At 67.9% G+C, this 23,841-nt stretch carries 26 protein-coding genes; 8 read left to right on the top strand and 18 right to left on the bottom strand.

Annotated features, from left to right (window positions below; all coding sequences use genetic code 11):
- Nucleotides 1-58: 58 nt before the first annotated feature.
- From C6Y53_RS04785 to purF, 6 genes are all read right to left on the bottom strand, one after another.
- Nucleotides 59-1,219, bottom strand: a complete 1,161-nt coding sequence (locus tag C6Y53_RS04785) for a M23 family metallopeptidase (protein ID WP_106473961.1) — start codon at nucleotides 1,217-1,219, stop codon at nucleotides 59-61.
- A 58-nt stretch (nucleotides 1,220-1,277) separates the two neighbouring features.
- Nucleotides 1,278-1,925: a protein-L-isoaspartate(D-aspartate) O-methyltransferase gene (locus C6Y53_RS04780; RefSeq protein ID WP_106471395.1), complete on the bottom strand. Its 648-nt coding sequence runs from the start codon at nucleotides 1,923-1,925 to the stop codon at nucleotides 1,278-1,280.
- Nucleotides 1,922-2,704, bottom strand: a complete 783-nt coding sequence (gene surE, locus C6Y53_RS04775) for a 5'/3'-nucleotidase SurE (RefSeq protein ID WP_106471394.1) — start codon at nucleotides 2,702-2,704, stop codon at nucleotides 1,922-1,924. Before surE ends, C6Y53_RS04780 begins: the two co-directional genes overlap by 4 nt.
- A 78-nt stretch (nucleotides 2,705-2,782) precedes the next feature.
- Nucleotides 2,783-3,451 carry an SDR family NAD(P)-dependent oxidoreductase gene (locus C6Y53_RS04770; RefSeq protein WP_244614941.1) on the bottom strand — a complete coding sequence of 223 codons (669 nt, stop codon included), beginning with the start codon at nucleotides 3,449-3,451 and terminating at the stop codon, nucleotides 2,783-2,785.
- Nucleotides 3,452-3,503: 52 nt separating this feature from the next.
- Nucleotides 3,504-3,761, bottom strand: a complete 258-nt coding sequence (locus C6Y53_RS04765; protein WP_106471393.1) for a hypothetical protein — start codon at nucleotides 3,759-3,761, stop codon at nucleotides 3,504-3,506.
- 179 nt (nucleotides 3,762-3,940) lie between these two features.
- Entirely contained in the window at nucleotides 3,941-5,452 is a 1,512-nt protein-coding gene (purF, locus tag C6Y53_RS04760; RefSeq protein WP_106471392.1) for an amidophosphoribosyltransferase, read from the bottom strand.
- A 333-nt stretch (nucleotides 5,453-5,785) separates the two neighbouring features.
- Between purF and cysS the strand changes: the two genes are divergently transcribed.
- The 3 genes from cysS to C6Y53_RS04745 all read left to right on the top strand — a co-directional run bounded on the left by cysS (nucleotide 5,786) and on the right by C6Y53_RS04745 (nucleotide 9,645).
- Nucleotides 5,786-7,153 carry a cysteine--tRNA ligase gene (gene cysS / locus C6Y53_RS04755; protein WP_106471391.1) on the top strand — a complete coding sequence of 456 codons (1,368 nt, stop codon included), beginning with the start codon at nucleotides 5,786-5,788 and terminating at the stop codon, nucleotides 7,151-7,153.
- A gap of 115 nt (nucleotides 7,154-7,268) precedes the next feature.
- A complete protein-coding gene (cimA, locus tag C6Y53_RS04750; RefSeq protein ID WP_106471390.1) occupies nucleotides 7,269-8,885 on the top strand; it encodes a citramalate synthase in 1,617 nt (538 codons plus the stop codon).
- A complete protein-coding gene (locus C6Y53_RS04745; RefSeq protein ID WP_244614940.1) occupies nucleotides 8,869-9,645 on the top strand; it encodes a squalene/phytoene synthase family protein in 777 nt (258 codons plus the stop codon). The genes cimA and C6Y53_RS04745 overlap by 17 nt, the downstream gene beginning before the upstream one ends.
- A gap of 3 nt (nucleotides 9,646-9,648) precedes the next feature.
- Here C6Y53_RS04745 and C6Y53_RS04740 read toward each other — a convergent pair whose 3' ends face one another.
- Nucleotides 9,649-10,881: an MFS transporter gene (locus C6Y53_RS04740; RefSeq protein ID WP_106471388.1), complete on the bottom strand. Its 1,233-nt coding sequence runs from the start codon at nucleotides 10,879-10,881 to the stop codon at nucleotides 9,649-9,651.
- 75 nt (nucleotides 10,882-10,956) lie between these two features.
- Here C6Y53_RS04740 and C6Y53_RS04735 point away from each other — a divergent pair, with 75 nt between their 5' ends.
- Both C6Y53_RS04735 and C6Y53_RS04730 read left to right on the top strand, forming a co-directional pair.
- Entirely contained in the window at nucleotides 10,957-11,616 is a 660-nt protein-coding gene (locus C6Y53_RS04735) for a DNA-3-methyladenine glycosylase family protein (protein WP_106471387.1), read from the top strand.
- Between the two features lie 113 nt (nucleotides 11,617-11,729).
- On the top strand, nucleotides 11,730-12,395 hold the full coding sequence (locus C6Y53_RS04730; RefSeq protein WP_106471386.1) for an alpha/beta hydrolase: 666 nt from the start codon (nucleotides 11,730-11,732) through the stop codon (nucleotides 12,393-12,395).
- 14 nt (nucleotides 12,396-12,409) lie between these two features.
- Here the strand turns inward: C6Y53_RS04730 and C6Y53_RS04725 are convergent, their stop codons facing one another.
- Together C6Y53_RS04725 and C6Y53_RS04720 are read right to left on the bottom strand one after the other, a co-directional pair.
- The gene (locus tag C6Y53_RS04725) at nucleotides 12,410-12,835 is read right to left on the bottom strand and encodes a VOC family protein (RefSeq protein WP_106471385.1); all 426 of its coding nucleotides are present in this window, start codon (nucleotides 12,833-12,835) and stop codon (nucleotides 12,410-12,412) included.
- A gap of 56 nt (nucleotides 12,836-12,891) precedes the next feature.
- Nucleotides 12,892-13,461 (bottom strand): pseudouridine synthase, encoded by a 570-nt coding sequence (locus C6Y53_RS04720; protein WP_106471384.1) that lies wholly within the window; start codon nucleotides 13,459-13,461, stop codon nucleotides 12,892-12,894.
- A gap of 227 nt (nucleotides 13,462-13,688) precedes the next feature.
- Here C6Y53_RS04720 and C6Y53_RS04715 point away from each other — a divergent pair, with 227 nt between their 5' ends.
- The gene (locus tag C6Y53_RS04715) at nucleotides 13,689-14,273 is read left to right on the top strand and encodes an HNH endonuclease (protein ID WP_106471383.1); all 585 of its coding nucleotides are present in this window, start codon (nucleotides 13,689-13,691) and stop codon (nucleotides 14,271-14,273) included.
- A gap of 92 nt (nucleotides 14,274-14,365) precedes the next feature.
- Here the strand turns inward: C6Y53_RS04715 and C6Y53_RS04710 are convergent, their stop codons facing one another.
- Nucleotides 14,366-14,920 (bottom strand): CvpA family protein, encoded by a 555-nt coding sequence (locus C6Y53_RS04710; protein ID WP_106471382.1) that lies wholly within the window; start codon nucleotides 14,918-14,920, stop codon nucleotides 14,366-14,368.
- A gap of 32 nt (nucleotides 14,921-14,952) precedes the next feature.
- Nucleotides 14,953-16,320: a DNA repair protein RadA gene (gene radA, locus C6Y53_RS04705; RefSeq protein WP_106471381.1), complete on the bottom strand. Its 1,368-nt coding sequence runs from the start codon at nucleotides 16,318-16,320 to the stop codon at nucleotides 14,953-14,955.
- A gap of 155 nt (nucleotides 16,321-16,475) precedes the next feature.
- Here radA and C6Y53_RS04700 point away from each other — a divergent pair, with 155 nt between their 5' ends.
- A complete protein-coding gene (locus C6Y53_RS04700) occupies nucleotides 16,476-16,709 on the top strand; it encodes a hypothetical protein (RefSeq protein WP_106471380.1) in 234 nt (77 codons plus the stop codon).
- A 15-nt stretch (nucleotides 16,710-16,724) separates the two neighbouring features.
- On the opposite strand, the gene C6Y53_RS04695 is transcribed toward C6Y53_RS04700, so the two are convergent.
- A complete protein-coding gene (locus C6Y53_RS04695; protein WP_106471379.1) occupies nucleotides 16,725-17,156 on the bottom strand; it encodes a paraquat-inducible protein A in 432 nt (143 codons plus the stop codon).
- Between the two features lie 85 nt (nucleotides 17,157-17,241).
- Between C6Y53_RS04695 and C6Y53_RS04690 the strand changes: the two genes are divergently transcribed.
- Entirely contained in the window at nucleotides 17,242-17,661 is a 420-nt protein-coding gene (locus C6Y53_RS04690; protein ID WP_211299456.1) for an acyl-CoA thioesterase, read from the top strand.
- An 8-nt stretch (nucleotides 17,662-17,669) separates the two neighbouring features.
- Here C6Y53_RS04690 and C6Y53_RS04685 read toward each other — a convergent pair whose 3' ends face one another.
- From C6Y53_RS04685 to pyrC, 6 genes are all read right to left on the bottom strand, one after another.
- Entirely contained in the window at nucleotides 17,670-18,416 is a 747-nt protein-coding gene (locus tag C6Y53_RS04685) for an ABC transporter ATP-binding protein (RefSeq protein WP_106471377.1), read from the bottom strand.
- Entirely contained in the window at nucleotides 18,413-19,195 is a 783-nt protein-coding gene (locus C6Y53_RS04680; RefSeq protein ID WP_106471376.1) for an MlaE family ABC transporter permease, read from the bottom strand. The genes C6Y53_RS04685 and C6Y53_RS04680 overlap by 4 nt, the downstream gene beginning before the upstream one ends.
- Nucleotides 19,192-20,226 carry an alanine racemase gene (alr, locus tag C6Y53_RS04675; protein WP_106471375.1) on the bottom strand — a complete coding sequence of 345 codons (1,035 nt, stop codon included), beginning with the start codon at nucleotides 20,224-20,226 and terminating at the stop codon, nucleotides 19,192-19,194. The genes C6Y53_RS04680 and alr overlap by 4 nt, the downstream gene beginning before the upstream one ends.
- Before the next feature lie 110 nt (nucleotides 20,227-20,336).
- Nucleotides 20,337-21,830, bottom strand: coding sequence for a replicative DNA helicase (locus C6Y53_RS04670; protein ID WP_106471374.1), 1,494 nt, complete (start codon nucleotides 21,828-21,830; stop codon nucleotides 20,337-20,339).
- Between the two features lie 154 nt (nucleotides 21,831-21,984).
- Nucleotides 21,985-22,680 (bottom strand): orotate phosphoribosyltransferase, encoded by a 696-nt coding sequence (locus C6Y53_RS04665; protein ID WP_106471373.1) that lies wholly within the window; start codon nucleotides 22,678-22,680, stop codon nucleotides 21,985-21,987.
- 78 nt (nucleotides 22,681-22,758) lie between these two features.
- On the bottom strand, nucleotides 22,759-23,799 hold the full coding sequence (gene pyrC / locus C6Y53_RS04660; RefSeq protein WP_106471372.1) for a dihydroorotase: 1,041 nt from the start codon (nucleotides 23,797-23,799) through the stop codon (nucleotides 22,759-22,761).
- Between the last annotated feature and the right edge of the window lie 42 nt (nucleotides 23,800-23,841).

The following is a 23,841-nucleotide window of genomic DNA, read 5'->3' as shown; positions in this document are numbered from 1 at the left end:
GGTCCCGCCCGCTGCCGGGGCGGAACCGGGTCCAACCGGGGCGCGGCGTCGGGCGCACCTATTTCAGATACAGCATCGGATCGACGCTATCGAGACCTTCGCGGACCTCGAAATGCACCGCCGAATTGCCGCCTGAGCGGGTCTGGGCCAGTTTCTGGCCGCGTTTGACGGTATCGCCCTTCTTGACCGCGATGCCGTCCACATTGGCATAGACCGTCACCAGCTTGTTCGAATGGCGCACGATGACGATCGACGTGCCCTCGGTATCTTCGGTGATGGCCAGCACGTTGCCATCCGCGGCGGCGGAAACCTGGGCGCCGGAACTGGCCGAGATGTCGATGCCGTTGTTGCGCCCCGGCGAATATTCGCGGACGATCTTGCCCGAAACCGGCATGCCCAGCCGGCCCGTCTGGGCGGGTTTCGTCGGCTTGTCCGCGGTGACGGTCGGCGGCTTGGACTGGGCGGCGGGTTTGACCTGTTCCGCCGGAAGCGGGCCGGTCGCGCTGGGCGGTGTCGGCGTGGGCGACCCTGCGCCCGGAGCGGTGGTCGCGGCCGCGGCGGCGACCCTGGGCGGCTTGGCGCCCTGAACCGGGATCAGCAGGTATTGACCTTCGCGCACCGCGAAATCCGAGCCCAGCCCGTTCCATTCGGCCAGCGATTTCACCGGCACCTGGTAGAGCCGCGATATCGTATAGGCGGTTTCCCCGCGGGCCACCTTGTGGCGCACCGGCTCCTGTCCCGATTGCGCCGCCGGTTTCGCCGGTTGCCCGCTGGCGGATGGCAGGGCCGTGGTCTGCACCGCGCCGGGTTCGGGTGCGCTGTCGATGGCGCTGCCGGCCAGCGCCGCGATATCCACCCCGCCGCTGGCGGGAACGCGGCGGGGCAGGGCGACCACTTCGCCCTCGCGCAGCGTCGCGTTCGGGTCGAGGCCGTTGTAGCGGGCCAGTTCGGCGGGGGGCAGGCCGACACGGTTCGCAACCGTTCCGACGGTGTCGCCGCGCCGCGCCACTGCGACCTGGTAATTCGGGTAGGAGATCACCCCGCGATCGTCCGGCCTGGGCCGGTCGGCGGTGGCCTGCGATGCCGCGGGCGCGGTGCTGAACGCGCCGATATGGCCGCGCAGGTCATAGTCCAGCGGCTTGGAGCAGGCCGAAACCAGCGCCAGCACCGCAACCGGCGCGCCGACACGGGCGATCTTGCGGGTTCGGGGAAAATTCATCATGCCATCCTCAATCTGCCGCCCCCTGTTCACCGGGGTTTCGGCGCTCAACCCGGGTTCACTCGTCCTTGCCCAGCCCTTCGAGAAGCGGGACGAACCGCACCGGGCGCAATTCATCATAGTCATAGCCGGTATCGTGCCGCCGTACCCGGATCAGGGTCTGCACGGCGTCGGACTGGCCGACCGGCACCACCATGATACCGCCGATCCTGAGTTGCGCCAAGAGCGGCCCCGGCGGATCTTCGGCCGCCGCCGTGACCATGATCCGGTCGAACGGCGCCTGTTCGGGCAGGCCATGCGATCCGTCGCCCACCATCGCGGTGATATTGGCCAGCCCCATCGCGTCGAAAACCGCCTGCGCCTCGCGCACCAGCCGCGCGTGACGGTCCAGCGTATAGACCCGGCGTGCCAGCCGGGACAGCACCGCCGCCTGGTAGCCCGACCCGGTGCCGACCTCGAGCACCTTGTCGCGCGGCCCGACCCCCAGCGCCTGGGTCATCAGCCCGACCACCGAGGGCTGGCTGATGGTCTGGCCGCAGGCGATGGGCAGCGGCGTGTCGTCATAGGCGCGTTCCGAGAACAGCCCGGTGACGAACGGGCCGCGGTCGATCGCCTCCATCACCTCGAGCACGCGGGCATCCGTCACCCCGTGCGAACGCAGCGCGAACAGGAACTGCATCCGGGTCTCGGCGTCGGGACCGGTCATTCAATACCCCGCAGCGCGTCGAGCGCGTCATGGGCGGTCAGGTCCGCGCGCATCGGCGTGACCGAGATGTAGCCGTCCAGGTTCAGGGCCGCGTCCGTGCCCGGCAGCGTCGGCACATGCTGTTCGCCGCCCCGGATCCAGAGAAACCGCCGCCCCGAGGGCGACAGGTGCGGTTCGACCCCGAACCTCGTGCCGCGCCGGTAGCCCTGGGTGGCGATGCGCGTGCCCTTCACCTCGTCCGCCGGGATCGGCGGAAAGTTGACGTTGTAGAACAGCCGGTAGTCGTCGCCGGCCTCGGGGGCCGCGTCCAGGATGCGCCGGATCACCCCGGCGCCATGCCGTGCCGCGGCCTCGAACGGGTTTTCGGCCGAAAAGGTGCGCGGGCCGAGATATTGCGACAGCGCGATGGCGGGCAGGCCCTGCAGCGCGGCTTCCATCGCGCCGCCCAGCGTGCCGGAATAGAGCGCGTTCTCGGCCGAATTGTTGCCACGGTTGACACCGGACAGCACCAGGTCGGGCGGGGCGTCCTTCATCACGTCGTGCAGCCCGGCCATCACGCAGTCGGCGGGGCTGCCCTCGGCGGCATAGCTGCGTTCGCTCATCCGGGCGATCATCATCGGGTGCGAATAGCTGATGCAATGGGCCACGCCGGATTGCTCGAACGCCGGGGCCACGGTCCAGACCTCGCCGTCGGGGCCGGCGAGATCGGCGGCGATATCCGCAAGCACCTGCAACCCCGGAGCGTTGATGCCGTCGTCATTCGTGATCAGGATGCGCATGAAATTCCGCCTCTTTGGCCCTTTGATAGTCGCGGGGCCGAATCAGGGCAAGCGGCGTTGCGCCTGTGGCCCGGCGTCCTAGCGCAACTGCAACAGGTCGAGAAGGCGAGCCGCCTCGTCCGCGGGCCGCGCCAGCCGGTCCCGGTCTTCGCCGGGATGGAACCGGGCGCGGGTCGCGGTCGCCATCGGGCGCGGTTCGACCACCTCGACGCGCGGCCCGGTGCGGACGGTCTCTGCCGCCCAGCTGCGGGCCAGCGCCATCTGCGCCGCCTTGGTCGCGCCATAGGTGCCGTGGAATTTCTCGCCCGCCTGCGGATCGTCGAAGAACACGGCCCGGCCGCTGTCGCCCAAAAGCGGCGATACATAGGGGATCAGCACCGACGTGGCCGTGGCATTCACGGCGACCGATTTCGACCAGTCCTTGGCGTCGATGAAATTGGCCGGTGTCAGCGGCGCGGCATGGATCGCGGCATGCAGCCAGAGGTCGACCTTGCCCCAGCGGTCGTGGATGCCCCGGCACAGCGTCGCCATGGCGTTGGCGTCGGCAATGTCCATCGGCGCCAGCGTGGCCTGTCCGCCCCTGGCCTTGATACGGTCGTCCAGGTCCTCGAGCGCGCCGGTGGTGCGGGCGACGGCAACGATGTGATAGGCAGGCGCCAGCGCCTCGGCCAGCGCGGCGCCGAGCCCGCGCGAGGCGCCCGTGATCAGGGCGATCCGCGTGTCGGAATGGGTCATTGGGTCGGTCATGGGCGCGATCTGCCCCGTGCCGGCAGGCGGGTCAAGCCCGAACCGGCGCGGCTCAGGTGCCCGGCATGCCGATCAGCACCACCTCGCCGCGGCGCAGCAGGTGCACGCCGCGTTCGTCGATCGCCACCACGCGGCCCGACAGGATGCTGGTGCCGTTCTTCACCGTCCTGATCCGTCCGCCCGGCAGGCGCATCAGCGCCTCCATCCGCGTGGTCGGGCCGAACAGCCCGATCAGGACCGTTTCGTTGCGGTCCACGATCTTTTTCTTTGTGGCCATCGCGGCCACGTTCGAAGGCGTTGCGTTCGCCATTGCCTGTCTGCCTGTCTGTCTGCCATCGCATCGGGTGCGAAAACGCGGGCTAGCACCGTCCCGGGCGCGGCAAAAGGCGGACGCCACGACAGCGCGCGCGCGGCTGCGCGGGTTCCAGCGGATGACGTGGCGGTAATCGGCCGGATTTGGCCGGCATGTCGATTTGACGCAGGCCGGGCCTATTCGGCGGCCTTCATTTCGAACCCCTGCGCGATCATGTCGGCGGGTTCCACCGGATATTCGCCCGAGAAACAGGCATCGCAATATTGCGGGCAGGCGCTGTCGCGGCCCCGGGCTTCGCCGACCGCGCGGTAAAGCCCGTCGAGCGAGATGAATTTCAGGCTGTCCACCGCCAGGTATTCGCGCATCTCGTCTTCGGTCATGCTGGCGGCCAGCAGTTTCTCGCGCTGCGGCGTGTCGACCCCGTAGAAACAGGGCCAGGCGGTCGGCGGGCTGGCGATGCGGAAATGCACCTCCTTGGCGCCGGCATCCAGGATCATGTCCTTGATCTTGCGGCTGGTTGTGCCGCGCACCACCGAATCGTCGACCAGCACCACGCGTTTGCCCCGGATCAGGGCGCGGTTCACGTTCAGCTTCAGCCGCACGCCCATGTTGCGGATCTGTTCGGTCGGTTCGATGAAGGTCCGGCCCATATACTGGTTGCGGATGATCCCCATCGCATAGGGAATGCCCGATTCCAGCGAAAACCCGATCGCCGCGGGGGTGCCGCTGTCGGGCACCGGGCAGACCAGATCCGCGTCGACGAGGCTTTCCTTGGCCAGTTCGCGGCCGATCGCCTCGCGCGTTTCATAGACCGAACGGCCGCCCAGGATCGAATCGGGGCGCGAGAAATAGACATGCTCGAAGATGCAGAATTTCGACGGCTGCGGGCGGAACGGGAAATGGCTCTCGACCCCGTCCTCGGCGTTGATCACGACCATTTCGCCCGGTTCGATCTCGCGGATGAACTCGGCGCCGATGATGTCCAGCGCGCAGGTTTCCGAACTCAGCACCCAGCCGCAATCCGATTCCGCGCCGATGCGGCCCAGAACCAGCGGCCGCACGCCCAGGGGATCGCGCACGCCGATCAGCTTGGTCCGGGTCATCGCGACCACCGAAAACGCCCCCTCGACCCGGCGCAGCGCGTCCTCCATCCGCTCGGGGATGGTGCGCTGCAGGCTGCGGGCCATCAGGTGGATGATGCATTCGCTGTCGCTGCTGGACTGGAAGATGCTGCCGCGTTCGATCAGTTCGCGCCGCAGCGCGTTGGCGTTGGTGATGTTGCCGTTATGGGCGATCGCAGCGCCGCCCATGGAAAACTCGCCGAAAAACGGCTGCACGTCGCGGATCGCGGTCTGGCCCTTGGTCCCGGCGGTGGAATAGCGCACATGCCCGATCGCCACCGGGCCGGGTAGGGTCTCCATCACCTTCTGCGAGGTGAAATTGTCGCGGACATAGCCGAAACGGCGGGCGTTGTTGAACCCCTGTTCGGGGTCGTGGGCGACGATCCCGCCGGCTTCCTGCCCGCGATGCTGCAAGGCGTGTAGCCCCAGCGCGACGAAATTCGACGCGTCCTGCACCCCGACCACGCCGAAAATGCCGCATTCCTCTTTCAGCTTGTCGCCGTCGTCGGATGGCGTCCAGGCGTCGAAATCGAAAGGGTGGGCGGGAAGGGGCTTGTGGTCGGACAAGGCGGGCAGCTCCGAATCCGTGGACGGGTCAGCCCCCACATAGTCGCTTGCCGGGGCGGTGTCACGATCCCGTCGCAAATTCGTGGCCCGCGCCCGGTTCTTGATTTTGTCCGGTCCTTGATTTTGCCCTACCCTTGATTTCGCCCCGCCCTTGATTTCGGTCTGGCCGGCGGTTAGGCAGGGGGCATGAACCAGACCTGCACCATTTGCGGTTGCATTATTCCCTGCTGATCCTTCCAGCGGGCCGGTTTCTGTCGTTTTCTTCCACCTGACAAGTTGCTAAGCCCGCGCCGGGAGGCACAGTGCCTGATACCTGCGCCCGAGGTACGCGACATGACGACGATCCGACTGCACAACACCCGGACCCGGTCGAAAGAGGTCCTTGCGCCCATCGATCCCGGCAATGTCCGCATGTATGTCTGCGGCCCCACCGTCTATGACCGGGCGCATCTGGGCAATGCCCGCCCGGTGGTGGTGTTCGACGTGCTCTACCGGCTGCTGCGCCATGTCCATGGCCCCGATCACGTCACCTATGTGCGCAACTTCACCGACGTGGATGACAAGATCAACGCGCGGTCGGCCGAAAGCGGGCGGCCGATCGCCGAGATCACCGCCGAGACCACGCAATGGTTCCTCGACGACATGGCCGCGCTGGGGGCGCTGGAGCCGACGCATATGCCGCGCGCGACGCAGTATATCCCGCAGATGGTGGCGATGATCGAAAAGCTGATCGCCGACGGGTTCGCCTATGCGCGTGACGGGCATGTGCTGTTCCGGGTGCGCAACTATGCCGACTATGGCAGGCTGTCGGGCCGCTCGGTCGATGACATGATCGCCGGGGCGCGGGTCGAGGTCGCGCCCTACAAGGAAGACCCGATGGATTTCGTGCTGTGGAAGCCGTCATCGGAGGACCTGCCGGGGTGGGACAGCCCCTGGGGCCGGGGCCGCCCGGGCTGGCATATCGAATGCTCGGCCATGGCCTATGAATTGCTGGGCGACAGTTTCGACATTCACGGCGGCGGCAACGACCTGATGTTCCCGCACCATGAAAACGAGATCGCGCAAAGCTGCTGCGCGCATCCCGAGGGGCAGTTCGCGCGGGTCTGGCTGCATAACGAGATGCTGCAGGTCGAGGGCCGGAAGATGTCCAAGTCGCTGGGCAATTTCTTTACCGTCCGGGACCTTCTGGATGAGGGCGTGCCGGGTGAGGTGATCCGGTTCGTGTTCCTGTCGACGCATTACCGCAAGCCGATGGACTGGACGGCGGAGAAGGCGCGCGAGGCCGAAAAGACGTTGCGGAAATGGTATGCGCAGGCGTGTCAGGCAATTGGTCGGGGCGATGCCAGCCTATCGCTGGTTGCCGCGTTGGCCGACGACCTGAACACGGCCGGCGCCGTTGCCGAACTGCACAGGCTCTCGCAGGCGGATGACGTGGTCGCGCTGCGTCACTGCCTGCAATTCCTGGGGCTGATGGGCGACGAGGTGCCGGCATGGGCGGTGGCGCCGGATGTGGACCTGTCGGTGCTGGCCGACCGGCTGGCGGGCGCGCGGGCCGCCGCGATGGACAGCAAGAACTTTGCCGAGGTGGACCGGCTCAAGGCGGCATTGGTGGCGGCCGGGGTCGAGGTGCGGATGGGCAAGGCCGGGGTCGAGCTGTTGCCCGGTCCCGATTTCGACGCCGGCAAGCTGGAGGCGGTCTGATGGTCGGGTCATGTCTTGCATGCGATCTGGCGGGCAGGGGGGCTGTCTGCCCCCCGCCGGCTGGCGCCGGCTCCCCCCGAGGATATTTCGGGCAAGAGGAAGAGGGGTTGAAATCGTGACCCGCGAACGCCTCTACCTCTACGACACCACCCTGCGCGACGGGCAGCAGACGCAGGGGGTGCAGTTCTCGACCGCCGAAAAGGCCCAGATCGCCACCGCGCTGGACGCGCTGGGGGTTGACTACATCGAGGGCGGCTGGCCCGGCGCCAATCCCACCGACAGCGCGTTTTTCGATGTCGCGCCGCAGACACGGGCGCGGCTGACGGCTTTTGGCATGACCAAGCGGGCGGGCCGGTCGGCGGCGAATGACGAGGTTCTGGCCGCGGTGACGAATGCGGGCACGCAGGCGGTCTGCCTGGTCGGCAAGAGCCATGATTACCATGTCGAGGCGGCGCTGGGCATCACGCTCGACGAAAACCTGGACAATATCCGCGCATCGGTCGCGCATCTGGTCGCGCAGGGCCGCGAGGCGCTGTTCGATGCCGAGCATTTCTTTGACGGCTACAAGGCGAACCCGGATTACGCGCTGGCCTGTTGCCGCGCCGCGCTGGAGGCGGGCGCGCGTTGGGTGGTGCTGTGCGATACCAATGGCGGGGCGCTGCCGGCCGAGGTCGGGCGCATCACCGCCGCAACCATCGCCGCCGGCATTCCCGGCGACCGGCTGGGCATCCATACCCATAACGATACCGAACAGGCGGTGGCCTGTGCGCTGGCCGCCGTCGATGCGGGCGCGCGGCAGGTGCAGGGCACGCTGAACGGGCTGGGCGAACGCTGCGGCAATGCCAACCTGACCTCGCTGATCCCGACGCTGCTGCTGAAGGAACCCTATGCCAGCGCGTATCAGACCGGCGTGACCGCCGAGGCGCTGAGGGGGCTGACCCGGACCAGCCGGATGCTCGATGACATTCTCAACCGGGTGCCGGTGAAACAGGCCCCCTATGTGGGTGCCAGCGCCTTTGCCCACAAGGCGGGGCTGCATGCCAGCGCGATCCTGAAGGACCCAGGCACCTATGAACACGAGGACCCGAAGCTGGTCGGCAACGAACGTATCGTGCCGATGTCGAACCAGGCCGGGCAGTCGAACCTGCGCAAACGCCTGGCTGAGGCGGGGTTGGAGACCGAACCCGGCGACCCGGCGCTGGCGCGGATCCTCGACCGGATCAAGACCCGCGAGGACGAGGGCTACAGCTATGACACCGCGCAGGCGAGTTTCGAATTGCTGGCCCGGCAGGAACTGGGGCAGCTGCCCGAGTATTTCGAGGTCAAGCGCTACAAGGTCACGGTCGAGCGGCGCAAGAACAAGTATGACCGCATGGTCAGCCTGTCCGAGGCGGTCGTGGTGGTGAAGGTCGATGGCGAGAAGAAGCTGTCGGTGTCGGAATCGCTGGATGACACCGGCAGCGACCGCGGCCCCGTCAACGCGCTGTCCAAGGCGCTGGCCAAGGATCTGGGCCGCTATTCCGCGATCCTGGCGGATATGCGGCTGGTCGATTTCAAGGTGCGGATCACCCAGGGCGGCACCGAGGCGGTAACCCGCGTGATCATCGACAGCGAGGATGGCAAGGGCCGGCGCTGGTCGACGGTCGGGGTCAGCGCCAACATCGTCGATGCGTCCTTCGAGGCGCTTCTGGACGCGATCCGCTGGAAGCTCGTCCGTGACGTTCACCCCTGATCTCAACGCCTGCGCGGCGCTGGTCCGGCGCGCCGATCCGGACCGGTTCCTGGCCACGATGGCCGCCCCGGTGGCGACGCGGCGGGTGCTGTTCCCGCTCTGGGCGTTCAATGTCGAGGTGGCGCGTGCGCCCTGGGTCACCGCCGAGCCGATGATTGCCGAAATGCGCCTGCAATGGTGGCGCGACGCGCTGGAAGAAATCGCCGCCGGCGCGGGCGTGCGCCGCCACGAGGTGGTCACGCCGCTGGCCGACGCGCTGCCGCCCGGCCTGGCCCGCGCGCTGGATGCGGCCGTGGCGGCGCGGCGCTGGGATATCTACCGCGATCCGTTCGGGGATGCCGCAGATTTCGAGGCGTATCTCGACCAGACATCGGGCACGCTGCTCTGGGCCGCGGCGCGGGGCCTGGGCGATGCGGATGAAACCGTGGTGCGCGATTTTGCTTATGCCGCCGGGGTGGCGGGCTGGCTGCGGGCGATACCCGCGCTCGAGGCGCGGGGACGGATACCGTTGCTGGACGGGACGCCGGATGGCGTGCGGGCGCTGGCGGCGCAGGCGTCGGACCGGCTGGCGCGGGCGCGGGCGGCGCGGGCGCGGGTATCGCCCGAGGCGGCCCCGGCGCTGCTGTCGGGCTGGCAGGCCGGCGATATCCTGCGCCAGGCCGAGCGCGAGCCTGAACGCGTGGCGCGTGGTGCGCTTGGGCTCAGCGAAGCGCGCCGCCGCCTGTCGCTGATGCTACGGGCCGCCAGCGGCCGTTGGTAAGGGTCAGCGTTGGGCGGCCGGGTCCTCCGGCCGCAGCACCAGCCAGATCAGCGCGCCGCCCGCCAGCATCAGCGCCGGTGCCATCGCCATGTTGACGGCGGTCCAGCCTTCGGTCGGAGACCCGCCGGAACAGTTCATCAGGCCGCCCGAGGCCAGCGACGCCACCGTCACGCCGCCGAACACGATCAGGTCGTTCAGCCCCTGCATCCGTCCGCGTTCGTGGGGCTCATGGGCGCCCGCGAGCATCGTGGTGGCGCCGATGAACCCGAAATTCCAGCCCAGCCCGAGCAGCACGAGGGCGACGAAGAAATTGGACAATTCGACGCCCGCCATCGCCACGGCCCCGGCGCAGGCAAGGATCAGCAGCCCGGCGGCGACGATGCGTTCCACCCCGAACCGGGCGATCAGGTGGCCGGTGAAAAAGGACGGCGCGAACATGGCCAGCACATGCGCGGTGACGATATCCGCCGCGACGCCTTCGGAAAACCCGCAGCCGACCACCGCGAGCGGGGTCGAGGTCATGACCAGGTTCATCAGGGCGTAGGACACCATCGCGCAGATCACCGCCACCGCGATGCGCGGCGTGGTGATCAGTTCCCACCGCGTGCGCCCGCGCGGGCTGTCGGCGGTGACCGGCGGCGGTTTCGGGATGTCGAGCAGGAAGAACAGCGCCGCGCCGATCACGTTGACCGCGATCACCGCCATGTAGGTGCCCAGAAACGGGATCACGAAGGCCTGCGAGGTGGCCTTGACGATCTGCGGACCCAGCACCGCCGACAGCAGCCCGCCGGCCATCACATAGGAAATCGCCTTGGGCCGGAACGTATCTGATGCGGTGTCGGCGGCGGCGAAACGGTAGAACCCCTGTGCGCTCATGTAGATGCCGGTCAGGAAACTGCCCAGCAGGAACAGGGTGAACGATCCGTGGTAGAGGCCGAGAGCGCCCACCACACCGCCCGCGGCGCCCCCGGTCGCGCCCAGCAGGAACCCGGTCCGGCGCCCCCATCTCTGCATGATCGCCGAGATCGGCGTGGCGCTCAGCATCGAGCCGAGGACGATCAGGGAAATCGGCAGCGTGGCGAGGCAGGCATTGCTGGCCAGCGACTGCCCGGCCAGCCCGCCGATGGTGAATATCATCGGCATCTGCGAACCCAGGAACGCCTGCGCGGCCACCAGCACCGCCACGTTGCGGCGGGCGCGGCTGCTGTCGCTGAACTGGGCGGCCTGGTCCGTCATACTGTCGCCTTAGACGGGATCGCGGGGACGCACAAGCGGGGTTGCCCCGCGCGTCACGCATCCTATGGTCCGCTCATGTCCGCCCCGTCCCAGCCCGCGCCCGGTATCGGGCGCATCATCGAAACCCCGGCCTGCGTCGCCGAGGGCGCGGCGTGGCTGGCCGCCCGCGACGCGCGCCTGGCCGCCGCGCTGCGCAAAACCGGCCCGCTGCCGCTGCGCCGTCGTCCCGACGGGTTCGCGCCCCTGCTGTCGGCCATCGTCAGCCAGCAGGTATCCACCGCCTCGGCCGGTGCGATCTGGACCCGGATGAAGACGGCGCGGCTGACCGGGCCGCGCAAGATCATGTGGGCCAGCGACGACGACCTGCGCGCGGTCGGACTGAGCCGGCAGAAGATCCGATATGCCCGCGAACTGGCCGCGGCGCGGATCGATTTCGATGCCCTGCGCGCGATGCCGACCGAGGCGGTGGTGGCGCGGCTGACCGAGGTGCCCGGCATCGGGGTCTGGACGGCCGAGATCTATGCCATGTTCAGCCTCGGGCGCGCGGATGTCTTCGCACCCGGCGACCTGGCCTTGCAGGAGGCGGCCCGCGCCCTGTTCGATCTGCCGGAACGTCCGCGCGAACGCGCCCTGCGGGCGATGGCCGAGGACTGGGCGCCGTGGCGGTCGGTCGCGGCGCGGCTGCTCTGGGCCTATTACCGGGTGCTGACCGACCGCGAGGGCATCGCGCGATAGCGACCGTCTCGGCGGTTCGCGCCGGGGCGATGCGCCAATCCCCGCTTGCCCGTTGGGGCCGCCCATGGCAGAGGGCGAAGGACAACGATGCGCAAAAACAGGCGGGGACAGCTATGACACGGGTGCTGAACGCGGGCCGCAAGGGGCCGCAATCGGGCGAAACGAAATCGGTGGTGGTGTTCCTGCACGGCTATGGCGCCAACGGGGCGGACCTGCTGGGGATCGCGGATGCGCTGGGCGAACACCTGCCCGATACGCTGTTCGTGGCGCCGGATGCACCCGAGACCATCCCCGGCATGCCCTCCGGCTACCAGTGGTTCCCGATCCCGTGGATCGACGGGTCGTCCGAGGAAGAGGCGATGCGCGGCATGGCCGCGGCGGTGGACGATCTCAACGCGTTTCTCGATGCGCTGATGGTGGACGAGGACGTGCTGCCGGAACAGGTGGCCCTGTTCGGGTTCAGCCAGGGCACGATGATGAGCCTCTATGTCGCCCCGCGCCGCGAAGACCCGGTCGCGGGGATCGTGGCGATCTCCGGGCGGGTGCTGTCGCCGGAAACGCTGGCCGATGAAACGGTGTCGCGGATGCCGGTGCTGCTGGTGCATGGCGATGCCGATGACGTGGTGCCGCCGCAATCGCTGCCCGAGGCGGCCGAGGCGCTGCAGCAGGCCGGTTTCCAGGACGTGTTCGCCCATGTGATGAAAGGGACGGGCCACGGTATCGCGCCCGACGGCCTGGGCGTGGCGCTCGCGTTCCTGCGCGACAAGCTGGGGTTCTGAGCCGGTCCCGGCGATCATTCCCAGAGCCAGGGCTCCGCGAACTCGACCGAGTTTCCGGCCGGGTCGCGCACATAGAGCGACAGCGCCCCGTTGGGCCAGTCGAACCGGGCTTCGGTTTCTACACCTGCCGCTGCCAGCCGCGCGCCCATCGTGTCGATGGCGGCGCGATCCAGCGCAAGACAGACATGCCCCGGCCCGCGCGTGCCGTGGGGCGGGACCGGCAGTTTCGGGTTGCCCGTGGGGATCTCGCTGCGCGCGGGGTCAAAGACCAGCAGCACCCCGGCGCCGACGCGAAAGAACACATGACGGTCGCCGGCGCGCTGGATCCTCTCCAGCCCGATCAGCCCGCCATAGAAGGCCTCGGCGGCGTCGAGATCGTCGACATAGATCGCCGCTTCGAGAATGGCGGCGGGGCGCGGGGCAGCGGGCAGGTCGGTCATGGCCGCAGGCTATCAGCGCCGGGCGGGCTTGTCAGGGGGTCGGCTCAGGGGGCAGCTCAGGGAGTTGCTCTGGGGGGCGGCACGTCCTCCCACGAGCCGGGCGCCAGCCCCTCGGCCGACCACGGGCCGATGCGCCAGCGGATCAGCCGCAGGGTCGGGTGGCCCACGGCGGCGGTCATCCGGCGCACCTGGCGGTTGCGGCCTTCCGAGATCGTCAGCTCGATCCAGCAATCCGGCACCGATTGACGCACGCGGATCGGCGGCACCCGCGGCCAGAGCCCTGCCGGCGTGCCGATCCGCCGGACCCCGGCCGGGCGGGTCGGGCCGTCCCTGAGCGTCACCCCCCGGCGCAGCGCGTCCAGCGCGGCGTCATCGGGCAGGCCCTCGATCTGCACCAGGTAGGTTTTCGGCATCTTGTGGCGCGGATCGCTGATCCTGGCCTGCAACCGCCCGTCGTCGGTCAGCAGCATCAGCCCCTCGCTGTCGCGGTCGAGCCGGCCGGCGGGATAGACGCGCGGGATGTCGATGAAATCCGACAGTGTCGGGCGCGTGCTGCCGGCGAGCCCGCGATCGGTGAACTGGGGCAGCACGCCGAAGGGTTTGTTGAAACGGATCAGCCGGGCCATGCGCGCCCTTAACCCGCGCCGGCGGTGCGGCGCAACCACGCGTCATCCAGGCGGCGCGGAACCGTCACGCATCTGTTACCGAACGCGCCTATCACAGCGGCGAGATGTTGTGGGAATTCCATACTTGTCACGATCAAACCACGATATATAGTTGTGGATAAGCTGGGGCGGGGTTCCCCGCCCTGGTGCCGGGCAACGGGCAGGCAGGGCGGAGACGAAGTTCAATGATGGATGGCGATTTCAGAACCGAATTCGTGCGCGAACCGGGGGCACTGAAACACCACCCGGCGCTGGTGCTGAACGCGGATTACCGCCCGCTCTCCTACTATCCGCTGTCACTGTGGTCCTGGCAGGAGGCGATCAAGGCCGCCTGGCTGGACCGGGTGGCGATCGTGGCCGAATACGACACGGTTGTCCGAAGTCCGTCGACCGAGATCAGGATCCCCTCGGTCGTCGTCCTGAAAGACTATGTGAAACCCAGGAAGCGCGTGGCCTTTACGCGCTTCAATCTTTTTCTGAGGGACGAATTCCGCTGCCAGTATTGCGGCTCGCGCGGAGACCTGACCTTTGATCATGTGGTGCCGCGTGCGGCGGGCGGGGTGACCAGTTGGCAGAACGTGGTCGCCGCCTGTGCGCCCTGCAATCTCAGAAAAGGCTCGCGCAGCCTGCATCGCGCCGGCATGTCGCTGCGCCGCCCGCCGCGCCAGCCCGGCGCCGAGGAACTGCGCAATATCGGCCGCAAGTTCCCGCCCAACCACCTGCATGACAGCTGGATGGACTTTCTCTACTGGGATGCGGAACTGGAAGCCTGATCCGGTCCCGCCCGGCTGTTCATACAGTGCTACAAGCGAACGACGAACAGGCCGCCGCGCGGCCCGTCAGGCGACATGCGGGGCGGCCGGCATTACTGCGAACAGGCGCCGACCAGGTCCTCGTATTGGCGGGTGATCCAGCCCAGTGCCTGTTCCGGGTCGCGTTCCTCGATCCGCCCGGTGAGCCGGTCGAACACCTGCGCGGACCGGCTTTCGTCGATGATGGTGATGGCATCGGTGCTGACCACGGTATCGTAGACGAAAAAGGCGATCGCAACCAGCAGGATGCCGCGCAGAACCCCGAACAGGAACCCCACGCCCTGGTCGACGCCGCCCATGGCGGACCGCTGCACCAGGGTCGAAAACAGCGGGGTAAACACCCCGACCACGATCAGCGCGACGGCAAAGACGGCGGCAAAGGCGGCGATGATGCCCAGTTCGCAGCTCTCGGCGATGAGGTCGCCCAGCATCGGGATCTCGCGGACCAGCGGTTCGACCTGGGGGGCAAAGACAAAGGCCAGGATGGCGGCGGCGACCCAGCCGGCGATGGCCATGGCTTCGCGCACGAACCCCCGCGAATAGGCCAGCAGTGCCGACAGCACGATGACAACGGCCACGACCGCATCGATGATGGTGAATCCGTCCATGTTCCCGCCTGCGTTCCCTGTTCCGCGCGACTCTAACCGGCCCCGAAGGTTTCGCCAACGAACCCCGCCAGATCGGCATGTCGGGTCAGTGACAGCCTGCCTGCGGCCCCGGTCCTGCCCCCGGCGGGGGCAATAGCCGTCGTGAAACCAAGTTTTTGCGCTTCTTTCAACCTGTTTTCGGTCTGCGTCGCCGGTCGCAAGGCCCCGGAGAGGCTGATTTCGCCGAAAACCACCGTTTCCGGCGGCAGCGCGGCGTCCTCGCGTGCGCTCAGCAACGCCGCCGCGACCGCCAGATCCGCAGCGGGTTCGGATATCTTCAGCCCGCCGGCGACGTTGAGATAGACGTCGAGCCCGGCAAAGGGGATGCCGCAGCGCGCCTCGAGCACGGCGAGGATCATCGCCAGCCGTCCCGAATCCCAGCCCACCACGGCGCGGCGCGGCTGCGAATGGGGGCTGGGCGCCACCAGCGCCTGCAACTCGACCAGCACCGGGCGCGTGCCCTCGATCCCGGCAAAGACCACCGATCCGGGCGACGGCGTGCCGCGTTCGCCCAGAAACAGCGCCGAGGGGTTGGCCACCTCGGCCAGCCCGCCGCCGGTCATCTCGAACACGCCGATTTCGTCGGCGGGGCCGAACCGGTTCTTGACGCTGCGCAGGATGCGGAACTGGTGGCCGCGCTCGCCTTCGAAATACAGCACCGTGTCGACCATGTGTTCGACCACGCGCGGCCCCGCGATCTGGCCGTCCTTGGTGACGTGGCCGACCATGATCACCGAGATGCCGCGCCGCTTGGCGAACACGGTCAGTTCATGGGCGGCGGCGCGCACCTGCGCCACGCTGCCCGGCGCGCTGTCGACGTGATCGGCCCACATGGTCTGGATCGAATCGATGATGACCAGGCCGGGGCGTTCGCCTTCCAGCGTGGTCAGGATGTCGCGCAGGTTGGTGTCGGCGGCGAGTTTCACCGGCGCGTCGGCCAGCCCCAGCCGCCGCGCCCGCATCCGCACCTGCGCGCTGGCCTCTTCGCCCGAGACATAGACGGTCGGCAGCCCGCCCTGCGCGAACCGCGCCGCGGCCTGCAGCAGCAGGGTCGATTTGCCGATGCCCGGATCGCCCCCCACCAGTACCGCCGAGCCGGGCACCAGCCCGCCGCCCAGCACCCGGTCCAGTTCGGCCATGCCCGATGCCGCGCGGGGGGGCGGGGCCTCGTCGCTGGCCAGATCGGTCAGCGGCACCGCGGCACCCCGTCTCGCGCCCAGCGATTTGCCCGCCGGCCCGGTGGCCAGCGGCGCCTCTTCGGCGATGGTGTTCCACGCGCCGCAGCTTTCGCAGCGGCCCGACCACTTGGAAAAGGATGCGCCGCATTCCGCGCAGGTGAAAACGGTTCTTGCTTTGCCCATGACAGGGTTCTGCCGCAGCGGGCGCGGTGGCTCAAGCCCCCGCGCGCGCGCCCGTGGCCTATGTTGGTGAAACAGGGGCGCTGTGGTATCCTGGCGCCGGGCCCGAGGGACGGTCCGGACCCTTTTTCAACCGATTTCATTTGCAGGAGACAGATATGACAACCGACGCGGAATTCATGGACGCCATCACCGAGATCGACAGGGAACTGACCGGGCTGGAATCCGAGGCGCTGCCCAGCAAGGCCGAGCTGTGCGAACAGTTCAACAAGATCAAGCCCTGGGTGCAGAAGATCCTGCCCGTGGTCGAGGCGATCCCGGTCTGGGGCGGAACGCTGGCCAAGGTTCTGCGTCTGTTGCTGATGATCGGATCGTCGGTCTGTGCGGACTGATCCGGTGAGGGGCTCTCAGTTCCGCAGCGGGGTCAGGTAGGTGACCGCCAGCGAGGTCAGCACGCAGCCGGTGAACAGCCACAGCCCCCAGGCGGTTTCCACATAGCCGACGCCCACGCCCTTGGCGGCGAGGATGTAGAGCGCGATCAGAAAGATGTCGGCCATCGCCAGCCGGCCCATGACCTTCACCACCGGCATCGCGCGGGCGGTGAGCCATCCGAACTGCACCCCCATCAGCGACAGGGTCTTGGCATAGGGGGCAAAGAGCGCGAACAGCGCGACCAGTGCCGCGAGCGCCGGATCGACCTGCCAGAGCTCGGCCAGCCCGCTCAGAACGGTGATCTCGCTGCCGCCAAAGAACGGCAGCAACCCGGCCCGCAGCAGCGGCGCCGTCCATGCGACCGGGAACAGGACGAGCAGCGAGAGATTGACGAGACGCAGGATCATGCGGGCCTGGGTCCCGCGCGGGTCGGTGAGTGCACAACCGGTTTCATGATACGGCCCGGTAAAGCCTTTGATGGGGGAGAAGACAATGGGGTTTCTATCATTCCGCTCGGTGGTCGATCCGTCGAGCTGCGACTTTCTGGGGCATATGAATGTCTCGCGCTATTTTTTCGCGTGTTCCGACGCGGTCTTCGCGGTTCAAGGCGAACTCGGCCTGACGGCCGACGATATGAGGTCGGGGCGCCGCCTGTCCTTTGCCGTGGTCCGCGCCGAGAGCGATTTCCTCGCCGAACTGACAGCGGGCGATGCGATTTCCATGGAAACCGAAATCCTCGAGATCGGAGGCAAGTCGATGACGTTTCGGCACCGGCTGATCCGCGCCGCGGATCGCAAGGTGGCCTTTGAGACGGTATTCAAATGCGTATTGCTGAATCTCGAGAGCCGTAGGGCTGAAACCGTGCCCGACGATGTTCGTGAAAAGGCACTGGCCTATCTGGCGGCCGGCTGACGGCCGCCTCAGCGCACCGCTTCGATCGGACCTTCGGCGCGGCCGTGGATGAACTGGTCGAGATAGGGATCGCCCGAGTTGTCCATCTCGGAGACCGGCCCGGTCCACTGGATCACCCCGTCATGCAGCATCGCGACATTGTCGGCGATCGCGCGGACCGAGGACATGTCGTGGGTGATGGTCATCGCGGTGGCGCCCATTTCGGTGACGATTTCGCGGATCAGTTCGTTGATGACACCGGACATGATCGGATCGAGCCCGGTGGTCGGTTCGTCGAAGAAGATGATCTCGGGTTCGGCTGCGATGGCGCGGGCCAGGCCCACGCGTTTCTGCATCCCGCCGGACAGTTCGGCGGGGAACAGGTCGGCCACCTTGGCCCGCAGGCCGACACGGCGCAGTTTCTCGATCGCGATCTCGCGGGCCTCGTGGGCCGGGCGTTTCAGCGACCCGCGCAGCAGCCGGAACGCCACGTTCTGCCACACCGGCAGCGAATCGAACAGCGCGCCGCCCTGGAACAGCATCCCGAACCGGGCCAGGAACCGGTCGCGGTCGCCCGCATCGGCCGGGCGACCATCGACGAGGATGCGGCCCGCGTCGGGTTCGATCAGGCCCAGGATACATTTCAGCGCCACCGATTTGCCGGTCCCGGACCCGCCGATGATGACCATCGACGTGCCCTTAGGGATGTGCAGGTTCATCCCGCGCAGCACCTGGTTGTCCCCGAAGGACTTGGCGACGTTCTCCATCCGGATCATAGCGAGAAGAACACCCCCGTGAGCAGGAAGTTGGCGGCCAGGATCAGGACCGCGGCGGCCTCGACGCTGGTCTTGGTGGCACGACCGACGCCCTGGGCGCCCCGGCCCGAATTCATGCCGTAGAAACAGCCCATCACCGCCGCGATCAGGCCAAAGACCGCGCCCTTGACGAGGCTCGACACGATGTCGCGCATTTCGAGGAAATCCACCGTGTTCTGCAAATACGCCGCGGGGTTGAAGCCCAGGTTCTGCACCGCCACCGTATAGCCGCCCGCGATCCCGATCACGTCGCCCAGCGCCACCAGCAGCGGCACGGTGATCAGGGCCGCGACCACCCGTGGCACCACCAGGTATTTCATCGGGTGGGTCGAGAGCGTCACCAGCGCGTCGATCTGTTCCGTCACCTTCATGGTCGCGATTTCCGCCGCGATGGACGAGGTGACGCGGGCGGCGATCATCAGCCCGACCAGCACCGGGCCCAGTTCGCGGACCATGCCGATGGCGACGATCTGCGGCACCACCGCCTCGGCGTTGAACCGCGCGCCGCCGGCATAGATCTGCAGCGCCAGCGCGCCGCCGGTAAAGATCGCGGTCAGCCCCACCACCGGCAGCGACAGCCAGCCGATATTCATCAGCGACAGCAGCAATTCGCGCGGATACCAGGGCGGCCGCAGGACATGGGTGATCGCATCCGCTGCGAACAGGGCCACCCGCCCCACCGCGGCCAGAAACATCAGCACCGAGCGGCCGAGATGGCCGAGAGGGGATAGCAGCCTCATGCCGTGTAGCGCCTTTCATAGCGCCGCCCCAGCGCGGTCAGGATCTCGTATCCGATGGTGCCCGCGGCGCTGGCCAGAACATCGACGCCCTGCTGCGCACCGAGGATCGTCAGCGTTTCGGGGTCTTCCGCCAGGTCAGTCACGTCGACCGTGATCAGGTCCATCGAAACCCGTCCGACAACCGGGCAGGGCGTGGCCCCGGCGAACAGGCGCGCGGATGCGCCCATCGCCCGGATCAGCCCGTCGGCATAGCCCGCCGCCACCGTGGCGATGCGCGACGGCCGCGCCGCCGTCCAGCTGTTCGAATAGCCGACGGTTTCGCCGATGGCGACATCGCGGGTCTGGACCACCGGCAGGGTCAGCCCGACCACGGGCGCGGCATCAGCAAAGGGCATCCCGCCATAAAGCCCGACACCCGGCCGGCAGAGGTCGAAATGATAGTCGCGCCCCAGCAGGATGCCCCCGGTGGCCGATAGCGCACGCGGCAGGCCGGTGCCGTCGGTCATCGCCCGGAACGCGGCCAGTTGCCGGGCATTCATCGGGTGGTCCGGTTCGTCGGCGCAGGCCAGGTGCGACATCACCAGCGTCGGGCTCCGGGCCAGCGCCTCGACCCGCAGGGCGGCCCAGTCGACGGGTTCCAGCCCCAGCCGGTTCATGCCGGTGTCGAGCTGGATGCCAAAGGCATGACCGGGCAGCGCCTCGGCGTGGCGGCGCATCTGTTCGGGCGAATTCAGCACCGGCACCAGGTCATGGTCGCGCAGCGTTGCCGCATCGCCGGCCATATGTCCCGAAAACACCGAAATGCGCGGGCCGGGGCCGAGGGCGCGCCGCACCGCCGCGCCTTCGTCGGCCAGCGCGACAAAGAACTGCCGGGCGCCCGCCGCCGCCAGCGCCGGGGCAACCCGGTCGACGCCCAGCCCATAGGCATCCGCCTTGACCACGGCGCCGGTTTCGCCGGCGGTCATGGCATCAAGGGCGCGCCAGTTGGCGACGAGGGCGGCAAGGTCGATGGTCAGGACGGCGCGGGTCATGGGCCGTTCATGCCAGCCCCGCGCGGGGCGTCAAGGGCAAACGGGGCGGCAAACGGTGGCAAAGGGCGGCAATGGCGGGCAAACGGGGGCAATCGGCGCGGCGTGGCCGGTCAGAATTCGGCGTCCCCCGATTGCTGCCAGGGCTTCACCAGGTTGCCGAACCGGGTGAACCGGCCCTCAAAGGACAGCTCGACCGAGCCGATGGGGCCGTGCCGCTGCTTGCCGATGATCACCTCGGCCTTGCCGTGCAGGGCTTCCATGCGCTGCTGCCAGGCGGCGATCTCCTCGAGCTTGTCGTCCGAGGGCTTTTCGCGTTCGACATAGTATTCCTCGCGGAACACGAACATCACCACGTCGGCATCCTGTTCGATCGACCCGGATTCGCGCAGGTCCGACAGCTGCGGGCGCTTGTCCTCGCGGGATTCGACCTGGCGCGACAGCTGCGACAGCGCGATCACGGGAATGTCGAGCTCCTTGGCGATGGCCTTGAGGCCCTGCGTGATCTCCGACACCTCGTTCACCCGGCTGTCCTTGGCGGTGGCGGGGCGCACCAGTTGCAGGTAGTCGATGATCAGGCAATCCAGCCCGTGGGTGCGTTTCAGCCGCCGGGCGCGCGCGGCCAGCTGGCTGATCGGCAGCGCGGGCGTGTCGTCGATATAGAGCGGGCAGGCCTCGAGCGCCTTGGCCGCATCGACGAAGCGGCGGAATTCGGTCTCGGTCATGTCGCCCTTGCGGATCTGTTCCGAGGGCACCTCGGCGGCTTCCGACAGGATCCGCGCGGCGAGCTGCTCGGCGCTCATTTCCAGCGAATAGAATCCCACGACGCCGCCGTCCACGGCGCCCTCGGAGCCGTCCGTCAGCTTGCCGCGACGATAGGCCTTGGCGATGTTGAAGGCGATGTTGGTGGCCAGCGAGGTCTTGCCCATCGACGGGCGCCCGGCGAGGATCAGCAGATCGGACCGGTGCAGCCCGCCCAGTTTCTTGTCCATGTCGGTCAGCCCGGTGGACAGGCCGGCCAGCCCGCCATCGCGCTGATAGGCGGCATTGGCTACGTTCACCGCGTCGGTGACGGCCTTGAGGAAGCTCTGGAACCCGCTTTCGGTCTTGCCCTGTTCCGACAGCTTGTAAAGCTGCTGTTCGGCCTCGATGATCTGGTCGCGCGGTTCGCTGGTCACGGCGACCCGCGCGGCTTTCTCCGAGATGTCGCGGCCGAGACCGATCAGTTCGCGCCGGATCGCGTGATCATAGATCATCTGCGCATAGTCGCGCGCGGCAAAGGCCGAAATCGCGGCACCCGCCAGCCGGGCGAGATAGGACGGTCCCCCCAGCGCCTTGAGCCCCTCGTCATCCTCCATGAACGCCTTGAGCGTCACTGGCGAGGCCAGCTGGTTGCGGGCGATGCGGGCGCTGGCGATCTCGAAGATGCGGGCGTGAACCGGGTCATAGAAATGTTGCGGGCCGATCACGTCGGCGACCCGGTCGAACACGTCGTTGTTGGTCAGAAGCGCGCCGAGCAGCTGTTGTTCTGCCTCGACCGAATGCGGCATCGTATCGCCGCCCTGCGGTTCCGCGCCCTGCGTCTTTAGCCCTGCGATTTCATTCATGCGTCCTGCCCCCGCCACGTCTGTTCGTGGTCTTGCTTCTGAGGCCAACCTGATACCCCAAGGCGCGGCCCCGGGCAAATGGTATAACGATGTGGATAACGTGTGAACAAGTGGCGAGCCGCAAGGTATTGTGGCTCGCTGCCTGGGATTGTCTTTATGTTGTAGGGGCTTGGCCGCCCTGCCGGGCGTCCTGCCAGGCGCGGGGGGCATTCAGGAACGCCTCGACCTCGGCCAGCGTTTCGGCGTCGAAAGCGTCCATCCTCCGCGCTTCGGCCAGCACGTCATGCCAGGTGCACAGGTGATGCAGCGTGACCCCGTGATCGCCCAGCGTTTTTTCGGTTTCCGGGAAGATCCCGTAATAGAAGATCACGGCGGTATGGGCGCAGCTGGCCCCGGTGTCGCGAATCGCATCGACAAAGGACAGCTTCGATCCGCCATCGGTGGTCAGGTCCTCGACCAGCAGCGCCCGCTGGCCTTCGGTCATCACGCCCTCGATCCGGGCGTTTCGGCCGTAGCCCTTGGGTTTCTTGCGCACATAGGTCATCGGCAGGCCCATGCGTTCGGCCACCAGCGCGGCAAAGGGAATGCCCGCGGTTTCGCCGCCGGCGATGTTGTCGAACGCCTCGAAGCCCGCGTTCCGCATCACGGTCACGGTGAGAAAATCCATCAACGTCGACCGGATGCGCGGATACGAGATCAGCTTGCGGCAGTCGATATAGGTCGGGCTGGGCAGGCCCGAGGCCAGCGTGAACGGCTCGCGCGCGTTGAAATGCACCGCGCCGATTTCCAGCAGCATCCGCGCGGTGATCTGCGCCATGTCCTGCGCGGACGGGTAGGAAGAGGGGATCATGTCGGGTCTCCGGTCGGGGGCTCGGTCAGGCCGTCGCGGGCTGTCCTTGCCAGATGACGCCCGCAAGGGCCAGTTGGATCATGGCTCGACCCGCCAGTGCAGCGCAAAGCCGGGGTCGAACACCGTGACCGGGCCGTCGCCGGCGTCGATCGCGGCAGGATAGCTGACGGGATCGCCCCGGCGCAGGGTCAACGTGTTTTCGTTCACCGGCAGGCCATAGAAGGCCGGGCCGTGGCGCGATGCGAACCCTTCGAGCCGGTCCAGCGCGCCGTTGCGGTCGAACAGCTCGGCCAGCACCGACATCGTGTTGGGTGCGGTGAAACAGCCGGCGCAGCCGCAGGCGGTTTCCTTGTTGGCATCCGTATGCGGGGCGCTGTCGGTGCCGAGAAAGAACCGGGCGTCGCCCGATACCGCCGCCGCGACCAGCGCCTTGCGGTGTTCGTCGCGCTTGGCCACCGGCAGGCAGTAGTAATGCGGCTTGATTCCGCCAACCAGGATGTGGTTGCGGTTGATGACCAGGTGATGCGTGGTGATGGTGGCGCCCAGATCGCTGTCATGGGCGCGCACATAATCGGCGGCCCCGGCGGTGGTGATATGTTCCATCACCACCCGCAGCCCCGGCGTGGCGCGGCGGACCGGGTCCAGCACGCGGTCGATGAACACCGATTCGCGGTCGAAGATGTCGATCTCGGGGTCGGTGACCTCGCCATGCACGCAGAGCGGCAGGCCGATCGCGGCCATCCGGTCGAGCACGCCGCGCACCTTGTCGAAATCGCGCACGCCGCTGGCCGAATTGGTGGTCGCGCCCGCCGGGTAGAGCTTTACCGCCTTCACCAGCCCCGAGGCATGGGCCGCGGCCACATCGTCGGGGTCGGTCTCTTCGGTCAGGTAGAGCGTCATCAGCGGCTCGAACGCCATGCCGTCGGGCAGCGCGGCAAGGATGCGGTCGCGATAGGCGGCGGCCTGATCGCCGGTCACCACCGGCGGCACCAGGTTGGGCATGATGATCGCGCGGGCGAAATGCCGGGCGGTTTCCGGCAGGACGGCCCGCAGCATGGCGCCGTCGCGCAGGTGCAGATGCCAGTCGTCGGGGCGGCGGATGGTCAGCGTGTCACTCATGCGCCTCCGCTAGCACAGGCGGGCGGGGCGGGCCAGAGGGGC

Source organism: Pukyongiella litopenaei (assembly GCF_003008555.2).
Classification (GTDB): domain Bacteria; phylum Pseudomonadota; class Alphaproteobacteria; order Rhodobacterales; family Rhodobacteraceae; genus Pukyongiella; species Pukyongiella litopenaei.
The sequence above is the reverse complement of the archived record's forward strand: the minus strand, read 5'-3'. Positions and strand labels throughout refer to the sequence as shown.